Origin of the sequence: Gottfriedia sp. NPDC056225, from assembly GCF_042267765.1 — a bacterium.
In the GTDB taxonomy this organism is placed as follows: domain Bacteria; phylum Bacillota; class Bacilli; order Bacillales; family Bacillaceae_G; genus Gottfriedia.
This window is the reverse complement of record NZ_JBHJTJ010000002.1, coordinates 54,614-77,945: the sequence shown is the minus strand read 5'-3', so window position 1 is coordinate 77,945 and position 23,332 is coordinate 54,614. Positions and strand designations below refer to the sequence as shown.

At 34.0% G+C, this 23,332-nt stretch carries 13 protein-coding genes and 1 pseudogene; 10 read left to right on the top strand and 4 right to left on the bottom strand.

The genetic code is table 11. The features are described from left to right. The first annotated feature begins 6 nt into the window (after positions 1 to 6). The 4 genes from ACFCYN_RS02570 to ACFCYN_RS02555 all read left to right on the top strand — a co-directional run bounded on the left by ACFCYN_RS02570 (position 7) and on the right by ACFCYN_RS02555 (position 6,954). On the top strand, positions 7 to 4,131 hold the full coding sequence (locus tag ACFCYN_RS02570) for a S8 family serine peptidase (protein ID WP_375947330.1): 4,125 nt from the start codon (positions 7 to 9) through the stop codon (positions 4,129 to 4,131). A gap of 420 nt (positions 4,132 to 4,551) precedes the next feature. After that, the gene (locus tag ACFCYN_RS02565; protein WP_375947328.1) at positions 4,552 to 5,019 is read left to right on the top strand and encodes a DUF3291 domain-containing protein; all 468 of its coding nucleotides are present in this window, start codon (positions 4,552 to 4,554) and stop codon (positions 5,017 to 5,019) included. 141 nt (positions 5,020 to 5,160) lie between these two features. Further along, positions 5,161 to 6,543 (top strand): L-cystine transporter, encoded by a 1,383-nt coding sequence (locus ACFCYN_RS02560; RefSeq protein WP_172447512.1) that lies wholly within the window; start codon positions 5,161 to 5,163, stop codon positions 6,541 to 6,543. Between the two features lie 183 nt (positions 6,544 to 6,726). Further along, positions 6,727 to 6,954 carry a hypothetical protein gene (locus ACFCYN_RS02555; protein WP_172447513.1) on the top strand — a complete coding sequence of 76 codons (228 nt, stop codon included), beginning with the start codon at positions 6,727 to 6,729 and terminating at the stop codon, positions 6,952 to 6,954. A gap of 227 nt (positions 6,955 to 7,181) precedes the next feature. On the opposite strand, the gene ACFCYN_RS02550 is transcribed toward ACFCYN_RS02555, so the two are convergent. After that, entirely contained in the window at positions 7,182 to 9,254 is a 2,073-nt protein-coding gene (locus ACFCYN_RS02550) for a helix-turn-helix domain-containing protein (protein WP_375947326.1), read from the bottom strand. A gap of 179 nt (positions 9,255 to 9,433) precedes the next feature. Between ACFCYN_RS02550 and ACFCYN_RS02545 the strand changes: the two genes are divergently transcribed. The 4 genes from ACFCYN_RS02545 to pbp4b all read left to right on the top strand — a co-directional run bounded on the left by ACFCYN_RS02545 (position 9,434) and on the right by pbp4b (position 18,407). Further along, positions 9,434 to 10,660, top strand: a complete 1,227-nt coding sequence (locus ACFCYN_RS02545) for an MFS transporter (RefSeq protein ID WP_375947324.1) — start codon at positions 9,434 to 9,436, stop codon at positions 10,658 to 10,660. Between the two features lie 43 nt (positions 10,661 to 10,703). Then, a complete protein-coding gene (locus ACFCYN_RS02540) occupies positions 10,704 to 12,143 on the top strand; it encodes an amidohydrolase (protein ID WP_375947322.1) in 1,440 nt (479 codons plus the stop codon). 384 nt (positions 12,144 to 12,527) lie between these two features. Then, positions 12,528 to 16,583, top strand: a complete 4,056-nt coding sequence (locus ACFCYN_RS02535) for a S8 family serine peptidase (protein WP_375947320.1) — start codon at positions 12,528 to 12,530, stop codon at positions 16,581 to 16,583. A gap of 555 nt (positions 16,584 to 17,138) precedes the next feature. Beyond that, positions 17,139 to 18,407 carry a penicillin binding protein PBP4B gene (gene pbp4b, locus ACFCYN_RS02530; RefSeq protein WP_375947515.1) on the top strand — a complete coding sequence of 423 codons (1,269 nt, stop codon included), beginning with the start codon at positions 17,139 to 17,141 and terminating at the stop codon, positions 18,405 to 18,407. A 76-nt stretch (positions 18,408 to 18,483) separates the two neighbouring features. Here pbp4b and ACFCYN_RS02525 read toward each other — a convergent pair. After that, positions 18,484 to 19,220, bottom strand: a pseudogene (locus ACFCYN_RS02525) (MerR family transcriptional regulator). 634 nt (positions 19,221 to 19,854) lie between these two features. Here ACFCYN_RS02525 and ACFCYN_RS02520 point away from each other — a divergent pair. Further along, the gene (locus ACFCYN_RS02520; protein WP_172447519.1) at positions 19,855 to 20,838 is read left to right on the top strand and encodes a cation diffusion facilitator family transporter; all 984 of its coding nucleotides are present in this window, start codon (positions 19,855 to 19,857) and stop codon (positions 20,836 to 20,838) included. A 199-nt stretch (positions 20,839 to 21,037) separates the two neighbouring features. Beyond that, positions 21,038 to 21,586, top strand: a complete 549-nt coding sequence (locus tag ACFCYN_RS02515; RefSeq protein WP_375947318.1) for a GNAT family N-acetyltransferase — start codon at positions 21,038 to 21,040, stop codon at positions 21,584 to 21,586. A gap of 377 nt (positions 21,587 to 21,963) precedes the next feature. On the opposite strand, the gene ACFCYN_RS02510 is transcribed toward ACFCYN_RS02515, so the two are convergent. Further along, entirely contained in the window at positions 21,964 to 22,473 is a 510-nt protein-coding gene (locus ACFCYN_RS02510) for a hypothetical protein (protein ID WP_375947316.1), read from the bottom strand. A gap of 278 nt (positions 22,474 to 22,751) precedes the next feature. Continuing rightward, the gene (locus ACFCYN_RS02505) at positions 22,752 to 23,330 is read right to left on the bottom strand and encodes a matrixin family metalloprotease (protein WP_375947315.1); all 579 of its coding nucleotides are present in this window, start codon (positions 23,328 to 23,330) and stop codon (positions 22,752 to 22,754) included. Positions 23,331 to 23,332 lie beyond the last annotated feature (2 nt).

Here is a 23,332-nt window from a genome sequence, read left to right as displayed (position 1 = left end):
AAGAGAATGAAAAAAAACATTACAAAATCAGTTACAGCAATTGCTTTAGGAGCAAGTTTACTTGCTGGAGGTTTTGTATCATCATCTGGAATTAAGCCAGTTAATGTACAAGCTGCCATGAATACAGAATCGATTTTAGCAAAGCTTACACCAGAACAAAGAAAAGCTTTAACCCAATTAAAAATGAGCGATCAATCTGGTCTGCAGATTAGTCCTGATGTAAATTTGAACAGTGATGAAAAAATCACAGTAATCGTCCAGTTTAAAACATTACCATCTAAAACAGCTGTCCTGTCTGCAAAGGCTGAAGGTAAGTCTATAAGTGCGGCGCAGGCTGATCAACAAGTTGAAGATTCTCATACAAATTTTCAAAAGGATTTAACATCAATTTTTAAAAATGATAAAGATAAAACGCCATTCACAATTAAGCGAAAGTACAGGTATGCTTTTAACGGGGTTTCTATGCAAATTCCAGCTAATAAAGTTGAAGCTTTAATGCAATCAAAAGCTGTTAAAGCGGTGTGGGAAAGTAAAGAAATAACCGTCGATCCTCCGGTTGAACAAGAAAGTACTGAAACTGGAATTGGAACTGATTTACCTGAAGGAGATGTGAATTCCTTTTTAGGAGTGGACAAGCTTCATAAAGAAGGTTACACAGGTAAGGGTATTAAAGTAGGAGTTATTGATACAGGAGTTGACTACAATCATCCTGATATTAAAGCAGCGTATAAAGGTGGCTATGATTTTGTCGATAATGATAATGATCCAATGGAAACAACTTACGACGACTGGAAAAAATCTAAACAGTTAGAGGTTGTTTCAGGAGCAACATATTATACTATACACGGAACTCATGTTTCTGGGACTATTGTTGGACAAGGCACAGCTGACTCTGACTACTCGGTTACAGGTATAGCTCCGGATGCTGATTTATATGTGTATCGCGTACTTGGTCCATACGGTAGGGGTTCATCAGATGCAATCATCGCTGGAATTGACAAGGCTGTAAGTGACGGAATGGACGTTATAAATCTATCACTTGGATCGGATTACAATGACCCGATGAATCCACTTGCTTTTGCAATTAATAACGCTGTTTTGTCAGGTGTTACAGCGGTATTAGCAGCAGGAAATGCTGGAAGTGGTATGTATACGGTTGGAACTCCGGGAAATGCACCATTAGGACTAGCAGTTGGCGCGAGCAGTGTACCGGCTACAATTGAAGAAATAAAAGGTTCGGTTCAAACTAGCACAGGAAAAACTGCGGCGGATATTCGCTTAATGGCAAAGAGTTTTACAGACGATATTCAAAACTTTGTTGGTAAAAATTTACCAGTGGTAGAAGCGGGTTATGGTGCCCTTGCAGACTATAATGGTAAGGATGTTAAAGGGAAAATTGCTTTAGTTCAACGTGGTAGTATAGCGTTAACCGATAAAATTAAATTTGCAAAACTAAAAGGAGCAGCGGCTTTATTTATCTATAATAATGATTCAGCAGAAGGATATGTTCCGAACAATTTAGGTGAAGGTGTTGTAAATATCCCTACTTTCTCTTTAACAAATGCTCAAGGACTAGATTTATTACAAAAACTAAATGCAGGAGATACTTCCTACACTTTTGAAAAAATAGGTGAAGTAAAAACAGAAGGTGACAAGCTTGCTTCGTTTAGTTCACGTGGTCCTGCGCGAGTAACGTATGACATTAAACCTGAAGTTACGGCACCCGGCGTAGATATTCTTTCGACTGTACCAACAGATTTTGCTGGTAGTTCATCTCTTGGTGATTATAAGCACGCTTATGCACGATTATCTGGTACATCGATGGCAAGTCCACATGTAGCTGGTATTGCAGCGTTATTACTACAGGCTCATCCGGATTACACGCCATTAGATGTAAAAGCTACTTTAATGAATACAGCAGATCCGCTTAATGATAAATATAGTGTATTCGAAGTAGGAGCAGGGCGTGTTGATGCTTATGAAGCAGTGCATGCGGGAGTGAATTTAGAGGTATTAGATACTACAGACACAATGATCGGCAATAAAATGAAAACAATTAAAGAAAGAACAGGTTCGATTAGCTTTGGCACATTTACTTCTACTGGAGTAAATAGAGAAGACTACCGCAACGTACTTTTAAGAAACGATAGTAAAGAAACGAAAAATTTTGATGTAAAAGTAGTTTACCAAACTTCTAGAATTTCAAAAGATGCTGTTGCGAATAATGTAAAGATAACAGTAGATTCAGAGTTAAAGGTAAAAGCAGGTCAACAAAAGAAACATGCAGTATTTATTGATATTCCAGCTAATGCTGAAAAAGGGACATATGAGGGGTATATTGTTTACACAAATAAACAAAATCCAGATGAAACGTATCAAATTCCGTTTGCAGCACGTTTCGTTGAAGAAGGTATTGAAGAAGTAGGAGCATTTCCATATGCTCTGACAAGTAACACATACGACACTCATCCATTTACGAGACCACGAACAGATCTATTCTTCCAGTTGAAGTCTCATATGCGTTATATTGACGTAATACTGACAGATGCAAAAACGAATGAAGACCTTGGTATTATTGGAACATTGGATGGAATTCAGGCCGACGAGAATGTATTATATCGAGTGGCAAATGGATTTGGTGGAATTTATATACCATTTTCTGCCGATCCAAATAGTCCTCTAGTTTACAAATATGTGCAGGCAAAATCAGGGTTATATAAAATTAAATTTATTGGTCGAAATGATCAAGGAAAAACCTTCACTTCTGAAACCAAAGTATATATAGAAGACAATAATCCGACTGTTCAACATAGTTTACCATTCGGAGTTTACGAGTACGCAGATGGACAACAATCAATTCCGTTTTCAGGAAAAGTTTTCGATAAAGATATTGAGGATATGAAAACAATGGGATTTGATATCGACCAGTCATTTAACTCGGTTGTTGGGTATTATGATACATTCATGGGTCCTTACGGATGGGTCGATTCACCTTCAGAAGAATTAACTGTTGACGAAAATGGTAACTACAAAGGTGAGGTTAAATTAAATCCAAACGCTAATTTTACAAGATATTACTCATTTGCGATGGACTCTGCATCAAATGGTGATTTTGGCAGAATGAATGAGACACTTTTTGTTAAAAAAGGTAGTCCATATGTGACAGGTACCTTAAATAAAGAAGCGATAAAAGCTGGAGAAACCGTTACAGCCACTTTATCTGCTAATAACTTAAATAAAACAAATAAAGTTTCATTTGAATTTGACTATGCGTCATACGACTTTGATATCGTTGGAGTATTGAAAAATTCACAAACGAAAAGTCAAATTAGTTCAGTGACAACTGAGGAATCAGCTTCGACAAGTGGAAAGCATATGAAAATAACAGTAGAGTTAACAAAGCCTGTAACCGGTGAAGTACCACTTCTTGATATTCAAATAAAGGCTAAAAGTGATAACTATAATAAAGGTTGGTATGAACTTCAGGATTTAAAAGCTAACGTTACAAACAAAGACGGTACTACAGAAAGTGCACCTGGATTTATGAAGTCATTCAATGTAATACCGACTTTTTCACAAATGGCTGCCAAAATTATTCCAGAAGCATACTTTACAACTCAAGGAGTACAAATTGCAAAAATCGATTACACGAAAATTGGTGCTAATGTAAAGATAACTGATGCTCAAAATAATGTTTATACAAACGTAACATATCATCCTGACGGTTTCTTTGAAGTTTTCAATCTTCCTTTATCTGATAAACCTTTTACAGTTGAAGTCACTGTACCAGGTCATTTTACAACGAAAGGTATATTTACAATTGGAAAGGCAACCGAAAATGGTGTACTTGGAGAAGCAAAATTAATTGGTGGAATTAGTCTAATCGCAGGAGACGTCAATAATGATGACGTTATTGATGTAAAGGATGCAATTGCGATGAAAGCAAACTGGGGTACAACTAATCGTGCAACTGATATAAATTTCGACGGTACGACGGATGCAAAAGATTTTGCCCTCATTGAGCAAAATTATCTAATGAAAAATCCAACCGTAACTGATGCGCCAAAACCAGTTAAGAAGTATCAAGGTACAACAATTGATCTTGTTAAGTCTCAATTAGGCATTAACTAGAATCAAATTTTTAGAGACAATCAAGAGGGAGAAATCCTGATTGATTGTCTTTTTTTTTCGTTGTTTTTGGGATGTGCCGCCATTTTCAATAAATCGTGGGTAATTAATACGATTCAAGTTTTGATTTCAGCGGGAAAAAGCTATATATCAACGAACATTTGCATTATATCAACAAAAACTAGCGATATATCAACAAACATTTGCGATATATCAACGAACATTGCATTATATCAACGAACATTTGCATTATATCAACAAAAACTAGCGATATATCAACAAAAACCAGCAGTATATCAACAAATTTCACAGCTTTATCAATAAAATCCACAAAGTGTTCGTATTTTCTAGTAATCACTACCCTGAATAGATGAAAGCTTACTTGAATATAAATTAAATAAAAACTGTATATGGGGGACTATTATGGCTTTTGTTGCAATCTATACAGTTGGTAGGCTAAAACACCCATATGATCACTCTGCCTCACCTGATTTTTTTAGTGTGGGAAATGATGTATTTCGTCAGGCCACGAAGTCAGGTCATATGGTTGATGCGTTTTCATCCGATGGAATCTCACTCCCTAAAGAAAATACTAAGGGGGATGGTGATCCCGTTCTTACACTAACAGTATGGAAGAACTTAGAATCCTTATATCGTTTTACGTACTCAGGTCACCATAAGCAAGCATTGAGAGATAGAAGTAAATGGATGGAGTCATACAAAGATAAACACCTTTCATATGTTGTGTGGTGGACGGAGAAGTTGAGTCATGTTTCGTGGGAAGAAGCTTTTAAAAGATATGACTATTACATTCAAAATGGAGCAAGTTCTACTGCTTTTGATTTCAAGCATGCATTTGACGAATATGGAGAAGCGATATTAATTAAGTAGTAATAAATTTCTAGATAAATTGCATCTTAATGATAGAAAAATAAGAATTTTACAAAAAAATAACAATTCCTACTTGATTTATAGGAATACTTGTATTAATATTTTCGTAAATTATATTATTAAAAGAAAAGGGGGAGAAAGATGAATAACTTTCTGATCTGTGTAAATGTCGCTATATTATTATTACTTATGTATGGCTTGTATTTTATGCAAAAGAAGCATGTATCTTTTTCAAAACGTGTATTCACAGGTTTAGGTTTAGGTCTTATTTTTGGTTATATTATTCATTTAATTTATGGAACTGAGCATGATGTTACAGTTGGAACAATTGACTGGTTTGGTATTGTTGGTAGTGGGTATGTAAAACTATTACAAATGATTGTCATGCCACTAGTATTCGTTTCAATTGTAGGAGCGTTTACTAAATTAAAGTTAACTAAAAATATCGGGAAAATTAGTTTCTTAGTTATTGGAATTCTGCTTGGTACGACTGCTATCTCAGCAGCAGTTGGAATTGGTTCTGCGTTAGGTTTCGGACTTGATGGTGTAAAGTTATCTGCTGGTGCCGCAGAGACTGCTAGAATTACAGAGTTACAGGGACGTGTTCCTTCTGTTGAAGCTATGACAATTCCAAAACAAATTCTTGAGTTAATTCCAAGTAATCCATTTTTAGATTTAACTGGTGCGCGTGCAACATCTACAATTGCAGTTGTAATTTTTGCAGCAATTGTCGGAATTGCCTACCTTGGAGTAAAACGTAAAGAACCCGAGACTGCAGAGTTTTTTGGAAAAATAATTGATACGCTATACACAGTTACGATGAGGGTCGTATCGTTAATTCTTCGTTTAACACCATATGGAATCTTAGCAATTATTACAAAAGTAGCAGCAACAAGTGATTATGATGCAATCGTAAAATTAGGTAAGTTTGTAATAGCATCTTATGTGGCTTTAATTGTAATGTTTATAGTGCATTTATTATTATTATCATTTGCAAAACTAAGCCCAGTAAGATATGTGAAAAAAGCATTGCCAACTCTATCATTTGCATTTACGTCACGTACGAGTGCTGGAACATTGCCGATGACAATCAAAACACAAACAAAAGATTTTGGAGTTTCAGAAGGAATAGCAAACTTCGCTGGCTCTTTTGGACTATCAATTGGTCAAAATGGATGTGCAGGTATTTATCCAGCAATGTTAGCGGTTATGGTAGCGCCAACAGCTGGTGTTGATCCTACAAGTGCATCATTTATTATTTCTCTAATATTAGTAGTAGCAATCAGTTCATTCGGTGTAGCTGGTGTCGGCGGAGGAGCAACTTTTGCGGCTCTGATCGTCCTATCAGTTATGAATCTTCCAATTGCAATTGTTGGACTATTAATCTCAGTCGAACCTTTAATCGACATGGGTCGTACAGCTCTAAACGTTAGTGGAGCAATGACATCAGGTATTTTAACGAGTAAAGCAACAGGAGAATTTGAATCTGAAGTCTACCAACAAACGGATGTTGTAGAAGCATAATTTAATAAGTTGAAAAATAAAGAGTCCCAGGTAAATACATTTGGGACTCTTTTTTAGTTTCTTTATAGGATTCAGCACATTAATAAAAAAAAATTTAGATTGATGAAGTTTTACAAAATATAGAAAGGATCAATCCTCGTTAAAATGAAATAGTAGATTTTTTTTCATTAGGAGGATGAAAATATGTTTAAAAAATTATCAATTATCACTTTACTAATTTTAGTAGTAATGACTATTTATGGATATTTTACGACTCTGTTTTTGGAATTATTGCCATATTTAAGTTTAATAGTAGGAATTGTAATCTTGGTGAATGGATTAAAAGTAAAGGACAAGCCATTAAAGAAAAATCTTTACATTATTTCAGCTAGTTTATTTTTTATATCCTTTATAAGAACAAAGTTCCATTAAGGAAAAGGATCAATAGTATAGTTTGCAAAATTACTTCATTTTTTCAGTTTTTTTGAATGGTTAGATGCTTAAATGAATGTATTAAAAGCAAACAATCATATTAATGATCCTCATTGTCAATTGTATTTTTATGGAATTGATAGGCTAATAAGAAATATGTTAATTCTAGTAAATGAAGCTACTTTTGGCTTCATTTTTGCTTTCCAATACGGAATGACTAAGTATATCTAATACGTTTCACTTAAATGACAAGCTAGTAACAATTTTAGCCAAACATTAGAATCGTTTAGATCAACGACAAGTGTTTCCTCGATTTTTCTTATTCGATAGTAAAGCGTATTTTGGTGGATATGTAGTCGTTTGGCCGTATCAGAAATGGAGCGATTAGTTGCAATAAATGTTCTTAGGGTTAACTCAAGTTCACTGGCTTTTGATTTAGGAGTTTGTAGCGGCGCAAACACATCTTGAATGAATTGTTGGATATCCTCGTTCTGCTGATTTAGAAATAAGCGGTTTATACCTATACTTTCATAACTAATGATGCCTATAGTTCCGCGGTTTGAAAGATAGGTTAACGATTTAATCGCTTCTTCATTACTTTTTGCAACATGTTCAAGCCCTTGATAAAGTCTTCCTATTCCTCCAGAAAGGTTTGGGGAGTGCTGTTTAGTCCAAAGTTGTATCATATTTTTTAACTTTTTTATCAGTAACTCCTGTTTAGAAGAGTTAGAAGCATTCATGATGATTGTCACCTTATCCTGAAAACCAAACATTAGACACTCGTTAGTCTCAAATTCTTTGTGTAAAGCGGCGATGAGCATTCTCAAATATGTCTCTCTCTTCTTTATGGATAAAGCATTTCCATTTACCTTTATGATTGATACAAAAATTGGTTTTTCTGGGTTAAGCCCAAAATCTCTTGATTTAGAATCAAGCAATTTTGTTTCCTTATATTGAAGAAGGTCATTGAAGAATTCATAACATTGTTTATAGTACAAATCCGTCATGGAATATTTATTAACCATTTTTAGTGCTACCAAAGCACTTCCTTGCTCTAACACTACAGTGTCAAGAGGACCGAGAGAGCCACGAAGCTCTACCACAAAGTAACCTATTAGAACTCCATCATTCACAATAGGATAAAAGTAAACAGAAATTTCATTAATTGTAGCTGTCCAAGAGTTTACATGATTTTCTCCGCCCTTTATTAGATCTGTATTCTTTAGCATTTTTGAAAGAGGGGTATAATGTGGATACCAATCATTTTTAGTCATATCAAAAAGGGAAACAGGAAGGTTAATCATTTGTTCAACTGTTTTAGCAACCATAATTAAATCGGAATCTTTTAATAATAGTTTTGTGAAAACTTCGTGAATTTGATTGCGTTTTAACAAATACTCGTTGCTTTCCCTTAATTCAGAAAAAAGTCTTGCGTTGGTAATAGCAATAGCTGCTTGATCGGCAAAACCTTGCAACCTTCGTAAATCATCTTTCGTTAACTTCCGTTTTTTATTAATTTGGTGAACTATCATGACACCAAGCTTGTCATTGTTCATACTAACAGGAACTGCCATTGAGGTTATTTTAGTTTCACCTTCGGATTCCATTGAATCCTTTAAGCTTTTCATGTTATTTGGTTGTATATTCGATATAGCTTCTAATCCTTGTTCAGGACTGAAGATCCGACCTATCCCATCTTGAAAAACTTTCCCTCCAATACCTTCCCCTACATTTGTCTTGAAATCATAGATTGATTGGCTCAATCCAATACTTGCTTTAGGAATAAGTTTTTGTAAATTAGTATCGTAAAGCATTAAAAATCCACGATCAATTGCTGGAATCGCAATTAAAGTGTTGTTCATAATATTGTGTAAAAGTTCCTCCAATTTAAGCATAGAAGTCAATGAATGCAAACCTTCGAGCCAAGTTTCATGCTCATGCCAATGTCTTTCTAATGATTGTTGAAGTAGTAAAAAACGGATTTTTAACACGAAATGATCACACTCTAATTCTGTCAATGTCCTGCTTGAATAAATACTTGCACGAATTAAGGTTGATTCTGGAACTTCAGTTTCAAACAAGAAAAGCTGGCTGTTTGTAAGTGAATTGTAGACTGTTACATAGTCATTTTCAATGCTAGTTAATTTTGGCCAAGTATGTTCCTTTGAAAATAGTTTTCGGTCATTTTCAGTGAGTGGTTCCCCATAATAATGGACCCAGTCATCAGTCGAATCTAAGATCCAAATATGGTAAGACAGATATTCGTGAGATTTAAAAATTTTCTTCTCCTTTTGTTCCATCTCGTTCTCTCCTCAAAAAGAAGTTTACTAATAATTGTACATTTATTCATAAATTATCTAATACGTTGTGGAAAAATACAATAATATTCTGAATATATTGTATATTTTGACAATGACGTTCAATTGCTTATTTAATTAATATTAATCTTGTAAACATTAAAACCAAAAGGAGGTTTGTGATGGGGGACATGGTCAATTCTTCAAAAGGTAAGGTGATTTTATCCGTACTTTATTTCGGATGGATGGTATCGTATATTGACAGAACGGTCGTGAGTCTTTCCATAGTACAAATGGGAAAGGATTTATCACTTGATGCATCCAAATTAGGGATTGTACTAAGTGCCTTTTTTATGGGGTATGCGCTGATGCAAATTCCAGGTGGATGGCTTGCAGATCGTTATGGATCAAGAAGGGTTATCGTGACAGCTGTTTTATTTTGGTCAATTTTTACAGCTTTGACCGGACTTGCATGGTCACTATCTTCATTGATATTTATTCGTCTCCTTTTTGGAATAGGAGAAGGTGGATATCCAGCAGCAAGTACAAAGGCGATATCTGATTATTTTCCAGCGGATAAAAGGACGAAAGCTCAATCAACGATGATGTCCTCAAATTCACTTGGCGCAGCTGTTGCACCTATAATTTGTGCGCCACTTCTAGCGGTATTAGGATGGAGGCATGTGTTTTGGGTAATCTCCCTTTTAGGCATAATTGTTGTGATTAGTTTACTAATTACTACTAGGAAATCAAGTAACTATTCTAATAATGATACTGTACATAAACCTAATCGTGAGGAATATTTTCAATTATTTCGTAATTCTTATTTATGGAAAGTTCTATTAATATTCTTTTTTATTAACATAACAGGCTGGGGACTTTCTTCATGGATGCCTTCATATTTGATGCAGGAACTTGACATAAATCTTAAAGCAGTTGGAATCATTAGTGCTATACCTACTTTGTTCACTGCAGTAGGAATGATTATAAGTGGAAGAATCATTAATAAAGTTGGTACAAACGCGAAATATGGTGTCATAACTGCAATTCTTATAGTAGGTGGTTCACTTTATTTGATGACGTATTCATCAAATATTGTTCAAGTTATTATTTATCAAAGCATTGCAAGTGCTTTTATGTCTTTTATTATGTGTTTTATATTTACACTACCACATCGAATTATGGAACAGAAGGTCGTAGGTTCGGCATTCGGTATTTTAAATTTTGGTGGCCAAGCTGCTGGAATTTTTTCACCAATCATCATGGGTGCATTAATCGCTTCTTCAAATGGTTCATACAAAAGTGCATTTTTGTTCTTATCTGCTAGTTGTTTAGTCGCTGCAATTATTGCATGTTTATTACCATCAACTAAGAGAAAGGAAGTATTAGATCAGCCAATCGTAGGCTAAACGACTACTGCAGTGAAAAATATACTAAGAAGGGTGATAATGAATGGGAAAATCTAATATTGCTAAATGGATTGAAGAAAATCAGGAAAAGTTTACAAAAATGGCTAAAGATATTTGGGACCACCCTGAAGTCGGCTACACTGAAATTTACGCATCTACATTGCAAATGAAAGAATTAGAAGAAGCTGGTTTTCGAGTTACTTCTGGAATCGGTGATGTGCAGACCTCATTTGTTGCTGAATATGGAAAAGGAAAGCCGGTAATCGGTATTCTTGGTGAATTTGATGCTCTTCCCGGTTTATCTCAAAAAGTCAATCCAAAACAAACACCAGTTATTCAAAATGGTCCAGGTCATGGTTGTGGTCATAATCTGCTTGGAACAGCTGGAGTAGAAGCTGTTATTGCGTTAAAGGAAAGAATGGATGCAGAAATGCTACCTGGAACGATTCGTTACTATGGATGCCCAGCTGAAGAAATGCTTTCAGGTAAGACTTTTATGGCTAGGGAAGGTGTATTTGATGATTTGAGTTGCGCTCTTACATGGCATCCAGGGAATAATAATATGACTTCTAATTTTCGTTCTCAAGCATTAACTGCCATTGAATTTTTCTTTTCCGGCAGAACTTCCCATGCTGGAGGGGCTCCACACCTTGGAAGGAGTGCACTTGACGCAGTCGAGTTAATGAATGTCGGGGCTAATTATTTACGTGAGCATGTACCTGATGGAAGCCGGATTCACTATCAAATCACTAATGGGGGTATGGCACCAAATATCGTGCCAGACAATGCAAGTGTCTACTATTTCTTGCGCGGAGCAGGCCGAGATCAAGTTGCGGAATTGGAAGAAAGATTAAATAAAGTGGCTCAAGGTGCAGCGATGATGACAGAGACTTCGGTAAGATGGGAGATTAAAGCGGGATGCTATGATACATTGCCAAATGAAACGCTTAATGAGCTAATGTATACACAAGCCGAAGTAGCAGGAAGAATGGAGTTTTCTTCAGAAGAAAAAAAATTTGCAGAAGAATTACGTGAAACAGTCGATCCATCTGTCTTAGCAGCAGCAAATGAAATCATATTTAGTATTAGTGATGATACAAATAAAATACTGGAAACAGACTTTTATCACAACCGAAAGCATTTCGGGCAAACTATGGGAGGATCCACTGATGTAGGAGATGTATCTTGGATTGTTCCGATGGGACAAATCATGACTACTTGTGCACCTTTAGGAATTCAATTCCATACATGGCAGGCTACAGCCTCTTTTGGTTCAACAATCGGCATGAAAGGAATGCACTATGCAGCAAAAATTATGGCTTTATCTGCTTACGAATTGCTGAAGGATCAGTCTGGCATTCTTGAAAGAGCGAAAGTTGAATTTGATGCAAGTACAAAAGGACTGACTTACAAATGTGGTATACCTACAAGAGTGAAACCACCTGTTTTAAATAGTGAAGCAGTTCCAGTAATGTCAAACTAAGGTATATATGGACTGGAGTATCTAGAAGATTATTTTTATTTGTGCTATTTAGCGTCACCTTTATATGGTGGCGTTTTTTTATGTAAAAATAGAATGACAGTTGTTCTTTATTAGAAATATTTGGTGAAATCTATCGATTAATATTTAGATGGTTGAGAGAATTGATCAATTTAAAATTTGTATCAACTGTCAGTATAATATAATTGTAATTTTGTGGAAATCCAATGCTTGATGAAAGGAGCTGATCGAGCAGATAATGGTATGCAATCAAAATCTATATTCGAGTGCTGAAATTAACAAAAATTTCATATCCAATAGCCCCCGTGCCCCTACAATGTAATAGCAAAATTACATAAAAAGCTAAAAAATACGGAGGGAATAAATATGAAAAGTGTATGGAAGGTATTAAGTTTAACAGTACTAGCTACATCTTTAATTGCAGCCCCGACAGCAAATGCCGCAAATACAGGGCTTGTTACTAAGTCTGATGGAAATACAATACATCACGTAAAAACTTCAGTAAAGATTAATCAGTTTTTAAATGACTTATCTCCTGAGCAAAGAAAAGCACTCCAAGATTTGACCTCAGCTAATGAACAGGTACTAAACATTTCACCAGAAAAGGACTTGAACACTTCCAAAGAAATTTCAGTTATTGTCGAATTCAAACAACCAACAGCAAACACTTCAATTTTGTTAGAGAAACTTAAAGGTAAGTCTTTATCAGAAGAAGAGGCGAATAAAAAATTAGACGGATCACATGATCAATTTAAGAGAGATTTATCTAAATTAAAGGTTAACTACAAAGTGAAAGATACTTTTAAAGAAGCATTTAACGGTGTTTCAATAACATTGCCCGCCAATCAAGTTAAAAGCTTACTTCAATCTGATGTAGTAAAAAGTGTATATGAAAATAAAAAAGTTCAGTTAATTGAGCCTATTTCTCCTCTTAAAGAAAACGGGGTAGCAAGCTATAGTGGAAAATCTCCCCAAGAAATAATGGGAGTAGACAAGCTTCATAAAAAAGGTATCACAGGAAAAAACGTTAAGATTGGTGTCCTTGATACTGGTATTGATTATAATCATCCAGATTTAAAATATGCATACAAAGGCGGATACGACTTTGTCGACAACGATAGCGATCCAATGGAGACAACATATAAAGACTGGGAAAAGGCTGGGAAACCAGGAGGGACTGCTTCGGGCTATGTTACATATCACGGAACACATGTTTCAGGAATAATTGCCGGTCAAAATAAGTCTACATCGAAATATGCAATGGAAGGTGTTGCACCAGACGCACAGCTTTACGTATATCGGGTGCTTGGTCCATACAGCACTGGTTCAACAGAAGATATATTAGCTGGTATTGAAAAATCAGTGGAAGACCAAATGGATGTCATAAATCTATCTTTAGGTGCAAGTTATAATGATCCGTATTCACCTTTAGCAATTGGGATCAATAATGCAGTATTGTCAGGTGTTACATGTGTTCTAGCTGCAGGTAATGATGGTGGTGCAATGTATACGCTTGGCACTCCAGCCGCGTCGGCACTTGGGATTACCGTTGGTTCAAGTAATCCTGAAGTTGCTGAGTACAATTATTTAGGATCATTTAAAAGTAATAATACAGTACTAGATTCTGAGATTCATTATGCTACAAATGGTTTTGAAGAAGATCCTAGAAAATTAGAAGGAAAAAGTTTCGCTATCGTTGATGTTGGTCAAGGACAAGAAACCGATTTTAATAGTAAAAACGTAAATGGAAAAATTGCGCTTGTGTCAACTGGTGTAAATTCTCTTCAGGATAAGGTCAGATTAGCAAAAAAATACGGAGCAGCGGCTGTATTTATGTATAGTACTTCTAATGGCTATGTATCTGACAAGCTACCAGTAGCGATTGAAAATACATATGCTTATATTTTAAGTGGGGAACAAGGAAAAGCTTTTAAAGAAGTCTTAAAGAATGAAAAAGCAAAATATACATTTACGACACTTCAAAAAAATGTGCTATACACTGAAGATTCACTTTCCTATTTTAGTTCACGTGGTCCTGCATTAATGACATATGATATAAAACCAGAGGTGACTGCGCCAGGCCTAAATATCATGTCAACTGTTCCGCCATATGTATATGGTGAAAAATATGATGGAGTGTATTCATATGGTTACGCCCCTCTTTCTGGAACTTCTATGGCGACACCGGAAGTAACAGGGGTGGCAGCCTTACTAATTGAGGAAAATCCAAAAGCAACACCAGCTGACATAAAAACAATTTTAATGAACACTGCTGATACAATGAATGGAAATTATAGCGTTTTTGAAAGTGGTGCCGGGCGTGTCGATGCTCTAAAGGCGATTAATTCCGATGCATCTTTCCAAGTTCAAGATAAAACAACAAATATTAATAATAATGAAGAAGAGCAAGTCGATGATTTAACAGGAGCATTAAGCTTTGGTAGTTTATATTCAAATGGAGAAGCAGTACAGGATAAGAGAACCATCAAGATCCAAAACAATAGTAATAAGGAAAAAATCTTTGAAGTTAATGTAAGTTATCAAACAGTAAGAGATTCACTAGATTCGACAGCAAACGGAGTAAAATTAAGAACGAGCAGGACCTTTGTACTCCTAAAAGGAAAAAGTCAACAAAATATAGAAGCATCAATAGAGTTCCCAGCATCTGCCAAATATGGTATGTATGAAGGAATTATCACATTTACAAATGTTTTATATCCAGATGAAACATACAAGATGCCATTTGGTGCTCGTAAAGTAAAAGAAGGAATTGAATATCTAAATACGAGCTCAGGAATATCAACAATTAACAACGGTAATTTAAATTACAACAGTATGGCATCTGCAACTTTTAAATTAAATTCTCACATTCGATCTCTTGATATTTTCTTAGCGGATACAAACTCAAAAGATATCGGATACCTTGGATACTATGATGGAGTAGGAATACCAGAAAATCAAGATGTTAAATTAAACAATTTCTTCGATGGAGATTATTATCCTATTGGAATAACAACTGAACAGTTGGTAGGTATTGAACCTACTCAAGTAAAACCTGGTACGTATAATGTGAAATTTGTATTTACAGAAGAAAATGGAAAACAAATTATTATGGTAAAGCCGATTTCTGTTGATAATTCGAAACCTGAAATGACAACTAACTTAGCTGATGGTGTTATTGAAGTAGATCCTAATAATCCAATCGAAATAAAAGGGAATGTAATGGATCAAGGAGTAAAAGAATTAATAGCGGCTGGTTCTGAAATAACGCAAGGAAATAACAAACTTTATTATAAATACAACACTAATTATCCGACTACCCAAACTCTTGATGCAAATGGGAATTTTACTTTTGCCAGAAATAATATACCTATCACCTTAAGTGTATTACCAATTGAAATGTATGCAATGGATTATATAGGAAATAAAACAAATTCATTGCAATACTATTTTGTTAAAAAAGGATCTCCTTACGTGACAAGTATTGCTAATCATAAAGAAGTATCTCAAGGTGACACAATTACATTCGATGTAAATGCTGTAAATCAAGGGGTATTTAAAACTGCAGAATTAGAATTCAAGTACGATCCAAATGTTCTTTCATTTAATGATATGACTTTAGTTGATAAAATAAAAGATCGATTTGATTCAACTATATCAAATGAAAACGGAACAATTAAAGTCAACTTACAGGCGAAAGACACATCCTGGAGTCCAGAAAATGTATTATCGATGATGAAACTGACAGCAACAGTTAAAAATGATAAGTATTTTAATGATTATACAAAAGTCACCATATCAAAAGCTAATTTTACAAACCTATCTGATGTGAAAACAGCTAGTGGACGTGTCGATCCATCAATTAAAATTAATGCTACGAATTCTCAAATATTAGGCACTATGAATGGAGAAGCAGTCTATAAAGTAGTAGCAACTGGACCTGTAAAGCTGTTTGATTACTCTAAAATGGGTGCTACTGTAAAGGTAATTGATAATAACGGCAAGGAGTATGTTGGAAAAGTATTAGATACTCCTAATTTTGAAGTAGACTCATTACCGTCTAGTGACTCATTCAAGTTAGTATTAGATATCCCTGGCCATTTTACAGTACAAAAATCCTTCTATATAGGGCTAGATGATAAAATTGGTGAAAAGAAATTTATTGATAAGAAACTAACAAGTGCTGGAGATGTAAACAAAGACAATGTTATCGATATACTAGATGCAATTTATCTACAAGATCATTGGGGTACAAATGACCGCAAAGGAGATATTAACTTCGATGGTAAGATTGATATGACTGACATGAATTATATTAAGCAAAACTTCCTTATGGAAAATCCAACAGTTCCTCATCAAAATAAACCGAAGTCAACTGAAAATGGGAAAACATTACAAAGTATTATTGAGAGGCTAAATTAATTAAATTGTAAGAAGAACTAGTCCTAAGATGTAGATTATAATTAGGACTAGTTTTTTTAGTAGGATAAATGCAAACAGATCATTAATAGCAAAAAGAGAAAAAATAGTTGTAATGTATTAAAAAGAGTTAATGCAAAATAGGTTCATATATACATTATTTATTGAATTATTAGAAGTTGTATCGTACTTTGGAAATTGTTTTGTGGAGAAGTTATTTTAGTTATGTAGTACTTTAGAATCCTATATAAAGTTCGTAGTTTACCAAGACTTTACAAACTATAAATTTCAAATTTATACTGAAATAGTTGGAATTTTATTTCATTTGAATATTCGTTAAAATTGAAATTTATTTTCAATAATAAGATCTATTTTTCCAAAAATTAGACTAGTGTAAGTTTTGGTAAATATATTAATGGGAGGAGAATTTATTTGACTCGAATAACTCGAAGTATTGTAACATCAACCTTAACTCTTGCTTTAGTAACTGCAACAGGCTCTGCTAGCTATGCACAAACAATTTCAGACAAAACCTCAATTCAAGCGGAGGTGAATGGAATGAAACAAACCAAAAATAGTGAGAACTTTCCTGTATTAAAGAAAGTTAAACGGCCTGAAGAAGTCGGATTCTCATCTGAAAAACTAAAACAAGTAGATGAATTGATCCAACAAGACGTAGACAATGGTTTTCCTGGTGCAGTTCTAATGATTATCAAAGATGGGAAAATCGTAAAAAACACTGCATATGGTTATGCGAAAAAATATGATGGACTAACACCACTGAAACATCCTGAAAAAATGAAGACTACTACAATGTTTGATTTAGCGTCAAACACAAAAATGTATGCGGTTAACTTCGCTTTACAACATCTTGTTAGTTTAGGGAAAATAGACCTAAATTCAACTGTACAATCATATTTTCCAAATTTTAAAGACAAACCAACTGATGTGATTAAAGGGAAGGATACTTTACGCTTAATCGATATTTTACATCACACTGCAGGCTTCCCTGCTGACCCACAATATCATAATCTATCTGTAGCCGGATCTTTATATACACAAGATCGTAATGAAACATTAGAGAAGATCGCTGAAACACCACTTGAATATGTACCTGGTACGAAAAATATTTATAGTGATGTAGATTATATGATCCTTGGTTTTATTATTGAAAAAGTAACTGGTCAACGACTTGACGATTATGTTGAAAATACGATATATATGCCACTAGGTCTAAAGCACACTATGTTTAATCCGTTGCAAAAAGGATTTAAACCAAAAGATTTTGCGGCAACAGAGCTAGAAGGGAATACTCGTGACGGTGTCATCTCCTTCCCAAATATTCGTACATATACTTTACAAGGTGAAGTTCACGATGAAAAAGCTTATTACTCTATGGGCGGTGTCTCTGGTCACGCGGGACTTTTCTCCACGACAAACGATTTAGCTGTTCTATTACAAGTAATGCTAAACGGAGGTGGATATGGCAAAGTAAAACTATTTGATCAAAAGACTGTTGATCAGTTTACAGCACCTTCCGATTTAAATCCAACTTACGGTTTAGGATGGAGAAGAAATGGTTCTTCTAGTATGGCATCTACATTTGGATTGTACGCAAGTCCAAATGCGATTGGCCATACTGGATGGGTTGGTACTCTGACAATTATCGATCCAGATAATGACTTAGGTATTGTTTTATTGACGAACAAAAAACATTCACCAGTCATTGATCCAGCAACAAATCCGAACAAGTTTGAAGGGGATGACTTTGCTACAGGACAATACAAAGCTGTAGCGACTGCCGTATATGAAGCGTTGTTAAAATAATGTGATTTTAACTAAAATAGGAAGCTTTGAAAACAATAAGACAGCAAGAGTAATATTCTTGCTGTCTAAAGTATCTTTATAAATTTTCTGCAACGGCTACTAAATAATAAGATAATCCAACCTGTTGATTTTCCAATAAATCTCTATGAAAATCTTCATGCAGGAAAAACTTTGTTTGATTAACAAAATCCTCTTTACTAATTACATGTCCATTTTTATTTAAAAATTGTATATGTGTAGAAGTTACTTTCTGTACAATCGGATCGTTAAACTTTACTCCTGCTTTTAGAAAATCTGCCATTTTGACTTGGAAATTTTGTGCTTCGATTGCCATTAAATTCATTCTTTCAACATCAATCGCACTTACATCCAGTGAAACATTATATGTTTCCTCTAAATAACTATTCTGTTCTTCGAGCGCATTTTTCCAATCTTCTTCTCTTTCAAATCCTTTAAACATTAAATTTTTCTCCATTTTTTCTCCCTTATTTACATAATTTAATGACGTTTTTACCGTTTGAATTAATTGTTCGTATCGGTTAATTTTTTTCTCAAAAAGAGCTAATTGTTTTTCAAGAGTAGTTGACCTATTTGATTCTTCATCTAACAAATTTTTAATTTCTAACAATGGAATGTCTAATTCTTTATAAAAAAGAATTTCCTGTAAGCGATCTAGATCATATTTAAAGAATAGTAACGGTAGCCTGTTTCTCCGATTTCAAAAGGAACTAGTAATCCAATTTTATGATAATGGTATAGTGTCTTAATGGAAACACCAGCGATACTTGATAAATCTTTAACTGTTAGTCTCATAATTTCCCCCTTTCCGACCTTTACTATGGGATATGACCTAAGGTTGGGGTCAATATTTTATTTGAATTTAATTGATATATCTTTGTATAGAATGCATTCACATCATTGGAAGAAATAGATGATTAAAATTTTTGGTAAAATAGTTCTTACATCAGTTGAAACGATTAGTAATCTTTATATAATAATACTCATATAAATTAAGGGTTTTCTAAACAAACAGAAACAATTCGATTAAAATGTGAAATCTCAATTAGGGACGTGAATGTAGATGTTGATTCTGTTACTAACAGTTCCAATCATGTTATTAGGGTTAATTTGTTTGTGGGTTTCCATTTTAAATAAAAAAAAGCGTTTATTAAGTAGGATATTTTATTTGTTTTTAGGAATAACATTGGGAATTATCTCGATTTATCTATTAGATTTCTATTTATTTTTCCGACTATAATAACTCAATTCAGTTTAAATTTTTGTTGCATATACACGAAGAATGAGAAGAACTTGTGGTACTATTAAATTACATAACTTTCCAATTTAGTTTGAAAACATCTTTGAATTGATTAGAGCTTGCAGCTGTTAGCTAATAAAAAGTTATAAAAATACATAATATAGAAATACGAAATAAGAGGAGAAGATAATGAAAGAATTTTTACTGCTTTTAAAGAAAGGGAATAAATCTGCATTATTAGCAGCCATAGTTAATGCTGTAATCGCCATAATTAAAGGAATTGGTTTTGGTATGACAGGAAGTGTAGCGCTTTTCGCAGAAACAATGCATAGTGCTGCTGATACAGCAAACCAACTTTTTGTATTTAGTGGCTCTGCACTAAGTAAAAAGGCACCAACGGATCGGTTTCCAAATGGATTTGGCCGACTAGTTAATCTAGTTTTACTTGGAGCCGTATTAATAGTAGGAATTATGGCATATGAAACGATTGTCGAAGGAATTCATCATATCATCCATCCGACACACTCTTCAGGATTAATCATAACTCTTGTTATTTTAGCAGCTTCAACAGTTCTTGAATCATTTGTATTATTTAAAGCGATGAAGGAAATTAATCATGAACTAGGAATTCAACCAACGGGTTTTGCAGTAGTTACCCAAGCGATGGCTAATATGGGAAAGGCTAAACCAGCTACAAAATTAGTGTTCTTAGAAGATACTGTTGCAACGCTTGGCGGTTTACTAGCAATGATTGCGGTAATCATTGCTTACTTTACACCATTTCATCAAGCTGAAGGTATTGCTTCCGTGATCATCGGTCTTTTAATGTTCATAGTAGTTGGAAAGGTATTTCTTGATAATGCTGCTGGTGTAATTGGAGAATCCGACGAAGAAATGGAAGACAAAATCGGCGAAATGGTAATGAACGATCCAGACGTAAAAGATATTCAAGCTCTAACAGTTGTAAAGGAAGGCGAAGATTTACATGTTGAATTGGAAATTGAACTTGACCCTAGTTTAACAGTTGCACAAGCCGATGACATAAAAGACAGATTAGAAGAAAAAATTATGCAAGAAAATGGGGTAACTGACGTAATTATTGAATTAGATGAGGACGACGGGATTCAGAATTGGGCTGAAGAACATAAGAAGTCAGATTTAATTGAGAAATAGAATACGTTGAAAGGGGCAATTTACTTTTTAGCTGGATAGTCAATATGATTATCCAGTTTTTTTTATTTTAAATCATCATATTATAAAGAAATTATCTCAATATCCTGAAATAGAAGTTCAGTTTTGTTGAATAAAAAGAGGATTTTTAGCCTCTATATAGAATCAATTACTAAATTTTTAATTTAGTTGGGGTGAGACGATGATTTATAGTAAAACAGATAGAATGATCGAGACAGAAAGATTACGTTTACGCTTATTTAAAAAATCAGATGCAAAAGAAATAGCATTGATGTGCAATAATTACAATGTTTATAAGAGTACATTAAGTCTACCAAATCCATACACTATAGAATGTGCTTTATCTTGGATCGAAAGCCACGAGGAAAATTTTAAAGAAAACAGTAAGTATGAATTCGCAATTACAGACAAAGTGACTGGACAATTATACGGAGCAATCGGTATTTCAAATCAAAAGCAATTTAAGCATGGTGAAATGGGCTATTGGATTGCCGAGGCAAATTGGGGAAACGGATATGCATCCGAAGCAGCTAAAGCAGTCATTGAATTTGTCTTTAAGGAAAAAGATTTTCATAGAGTTTATGCACGTCATTTCGCATCAAATCCAGCATCCGGAAAAGTAATGAAAAATTGTAGAATGCTCTACGAAGGTACAATGAAAGATCATATAGTTAAGAATGGAAGATTCGAAGATATTGTTCTTTATGGCATTATTAATTCGAGGAAATAAGTTGTTTAGTAAAAAAGCTTGTTTAACTACCTTGCGAACGAGCTCTTTGTTGATAAATAAATTCTGGGAACGGAAAAGTATAAATCTAGGAGTTAATTCAGAAATCACTGCCTTACTATTAGCTAATGATACAGAGCCTCAAGGAATTGAGGCTATTCATGGTAGAGTGGATTTTTTATAACTAGTGGGGATTTCGCAACAAAAATTGGAAGTGTTGAAAGGAGAGCGTACGAAAGCAGAACTTCTTTTAGAAAATATGAAGAAGAATAATCTTTATTTGATTACTGATATGAAGAGAACGAAATCATATTTGTAGAGTTTTTAGAGGGAAAAGAGCTTGGTTATTTTAAATCCTTTTTATATGAAATGATATGAAATTAGCTTTCTATTTGATTATTTAATTCTGTCACTTCATCATTTACTTCTAACTCTTTTTTTTCTTCTTCTGTACTTATATTTTTAGGTATACCACGTTTGAATCTCTTCGTCTTAGTTTCCTGAGTAAATCTGCCTTTGTATGCTCCTCTTATTCCGTATAGCTTTGACTCTATATCTAAGACATCTTTATCATCTACCAAAAAAGCGACCATATTCTGTCCAGCTTTAGAATTGGGAACTCCATCTATAGATACTTGAAGTTTTTCTTGTAATTCGGAATTAGATATATTATCGAACTTTTTATCTAGATCGAAATCTTTTTTTGAAATTATTCCTCCATACTCTAAAATCGATATTGTTTTACCTTTTAGCTTTTTGTCTCCCGATATAACATGTTTGATTTTAAAAGTTAATTTAGTATATGGTCTTAAAATTCCTTCATTATTTTTTTTAACATACGGTTCTGTAGCTTTGACAGTACCTTTTACGACTAAATCGGAATCTTTCATCAAGTCTTGAACTCTATCAAAGTTTCCAAAGAGTGATGCACTAGTAACTACAGTTTCTATTTTATTTTTAGACAGGTCATTGTTATTAACATTATTAATTATTGAATTAGCATTTTTATCATCTAAATCTTTTTTTAGCTCTTTATTATCCTCTAAGACGATTGAGGCATTATTTTGTTTATTTGGTTTCGGAAAAGTATAAAAGTAAAATAGGGAACAAATAGATAATGTAACTATAAAACTAAAAATAATTATATTTTTTTCAATGCAATGCCTCCTTATTTATACATAAAATTTATACCGTTAAATTGATCATTTAAAGGAATATTGGTAGTTGAATTGTTCCCATTTGGATTCATTAAATTACCATAAATATTTGTGTGGTTTAAACCGAATGCATGTCCTATCTCATGCGCATGAACCAATCTTTTTTGCCAATCTGTTAATTTACTATAAGTATCAGATTGTAAATCTATATATGCCCAGTACCAATCAGTTTTGGAGGCATCAACATTTTTCTTTCCATACATAAAATATGTGATACCAGCTACTCCTTCGTCCTTTGTATTAAATTTATATACATCAAGAACAGAAGATGATTTGGTTGTAGTTTCTCTAAAAGAAATAGGGGTTGTAATAGTACCATAAATCCATTTTTCCATTGCATCCCTAAATTTTTGTTTTTCTGAACCAATTGATTTATCTAGAAAATAATATTGTCTGTTTTGTCCATAATGACCTACACCATTAACCAGTTTGTGGCCGAAGGTATTATAGGCATACGACTTTTTGATCTGGATAGAGAAACTCGTAAAGAAGCAAACTAAAACAATTAAACTTGTAAAAATTTTTTTCATAC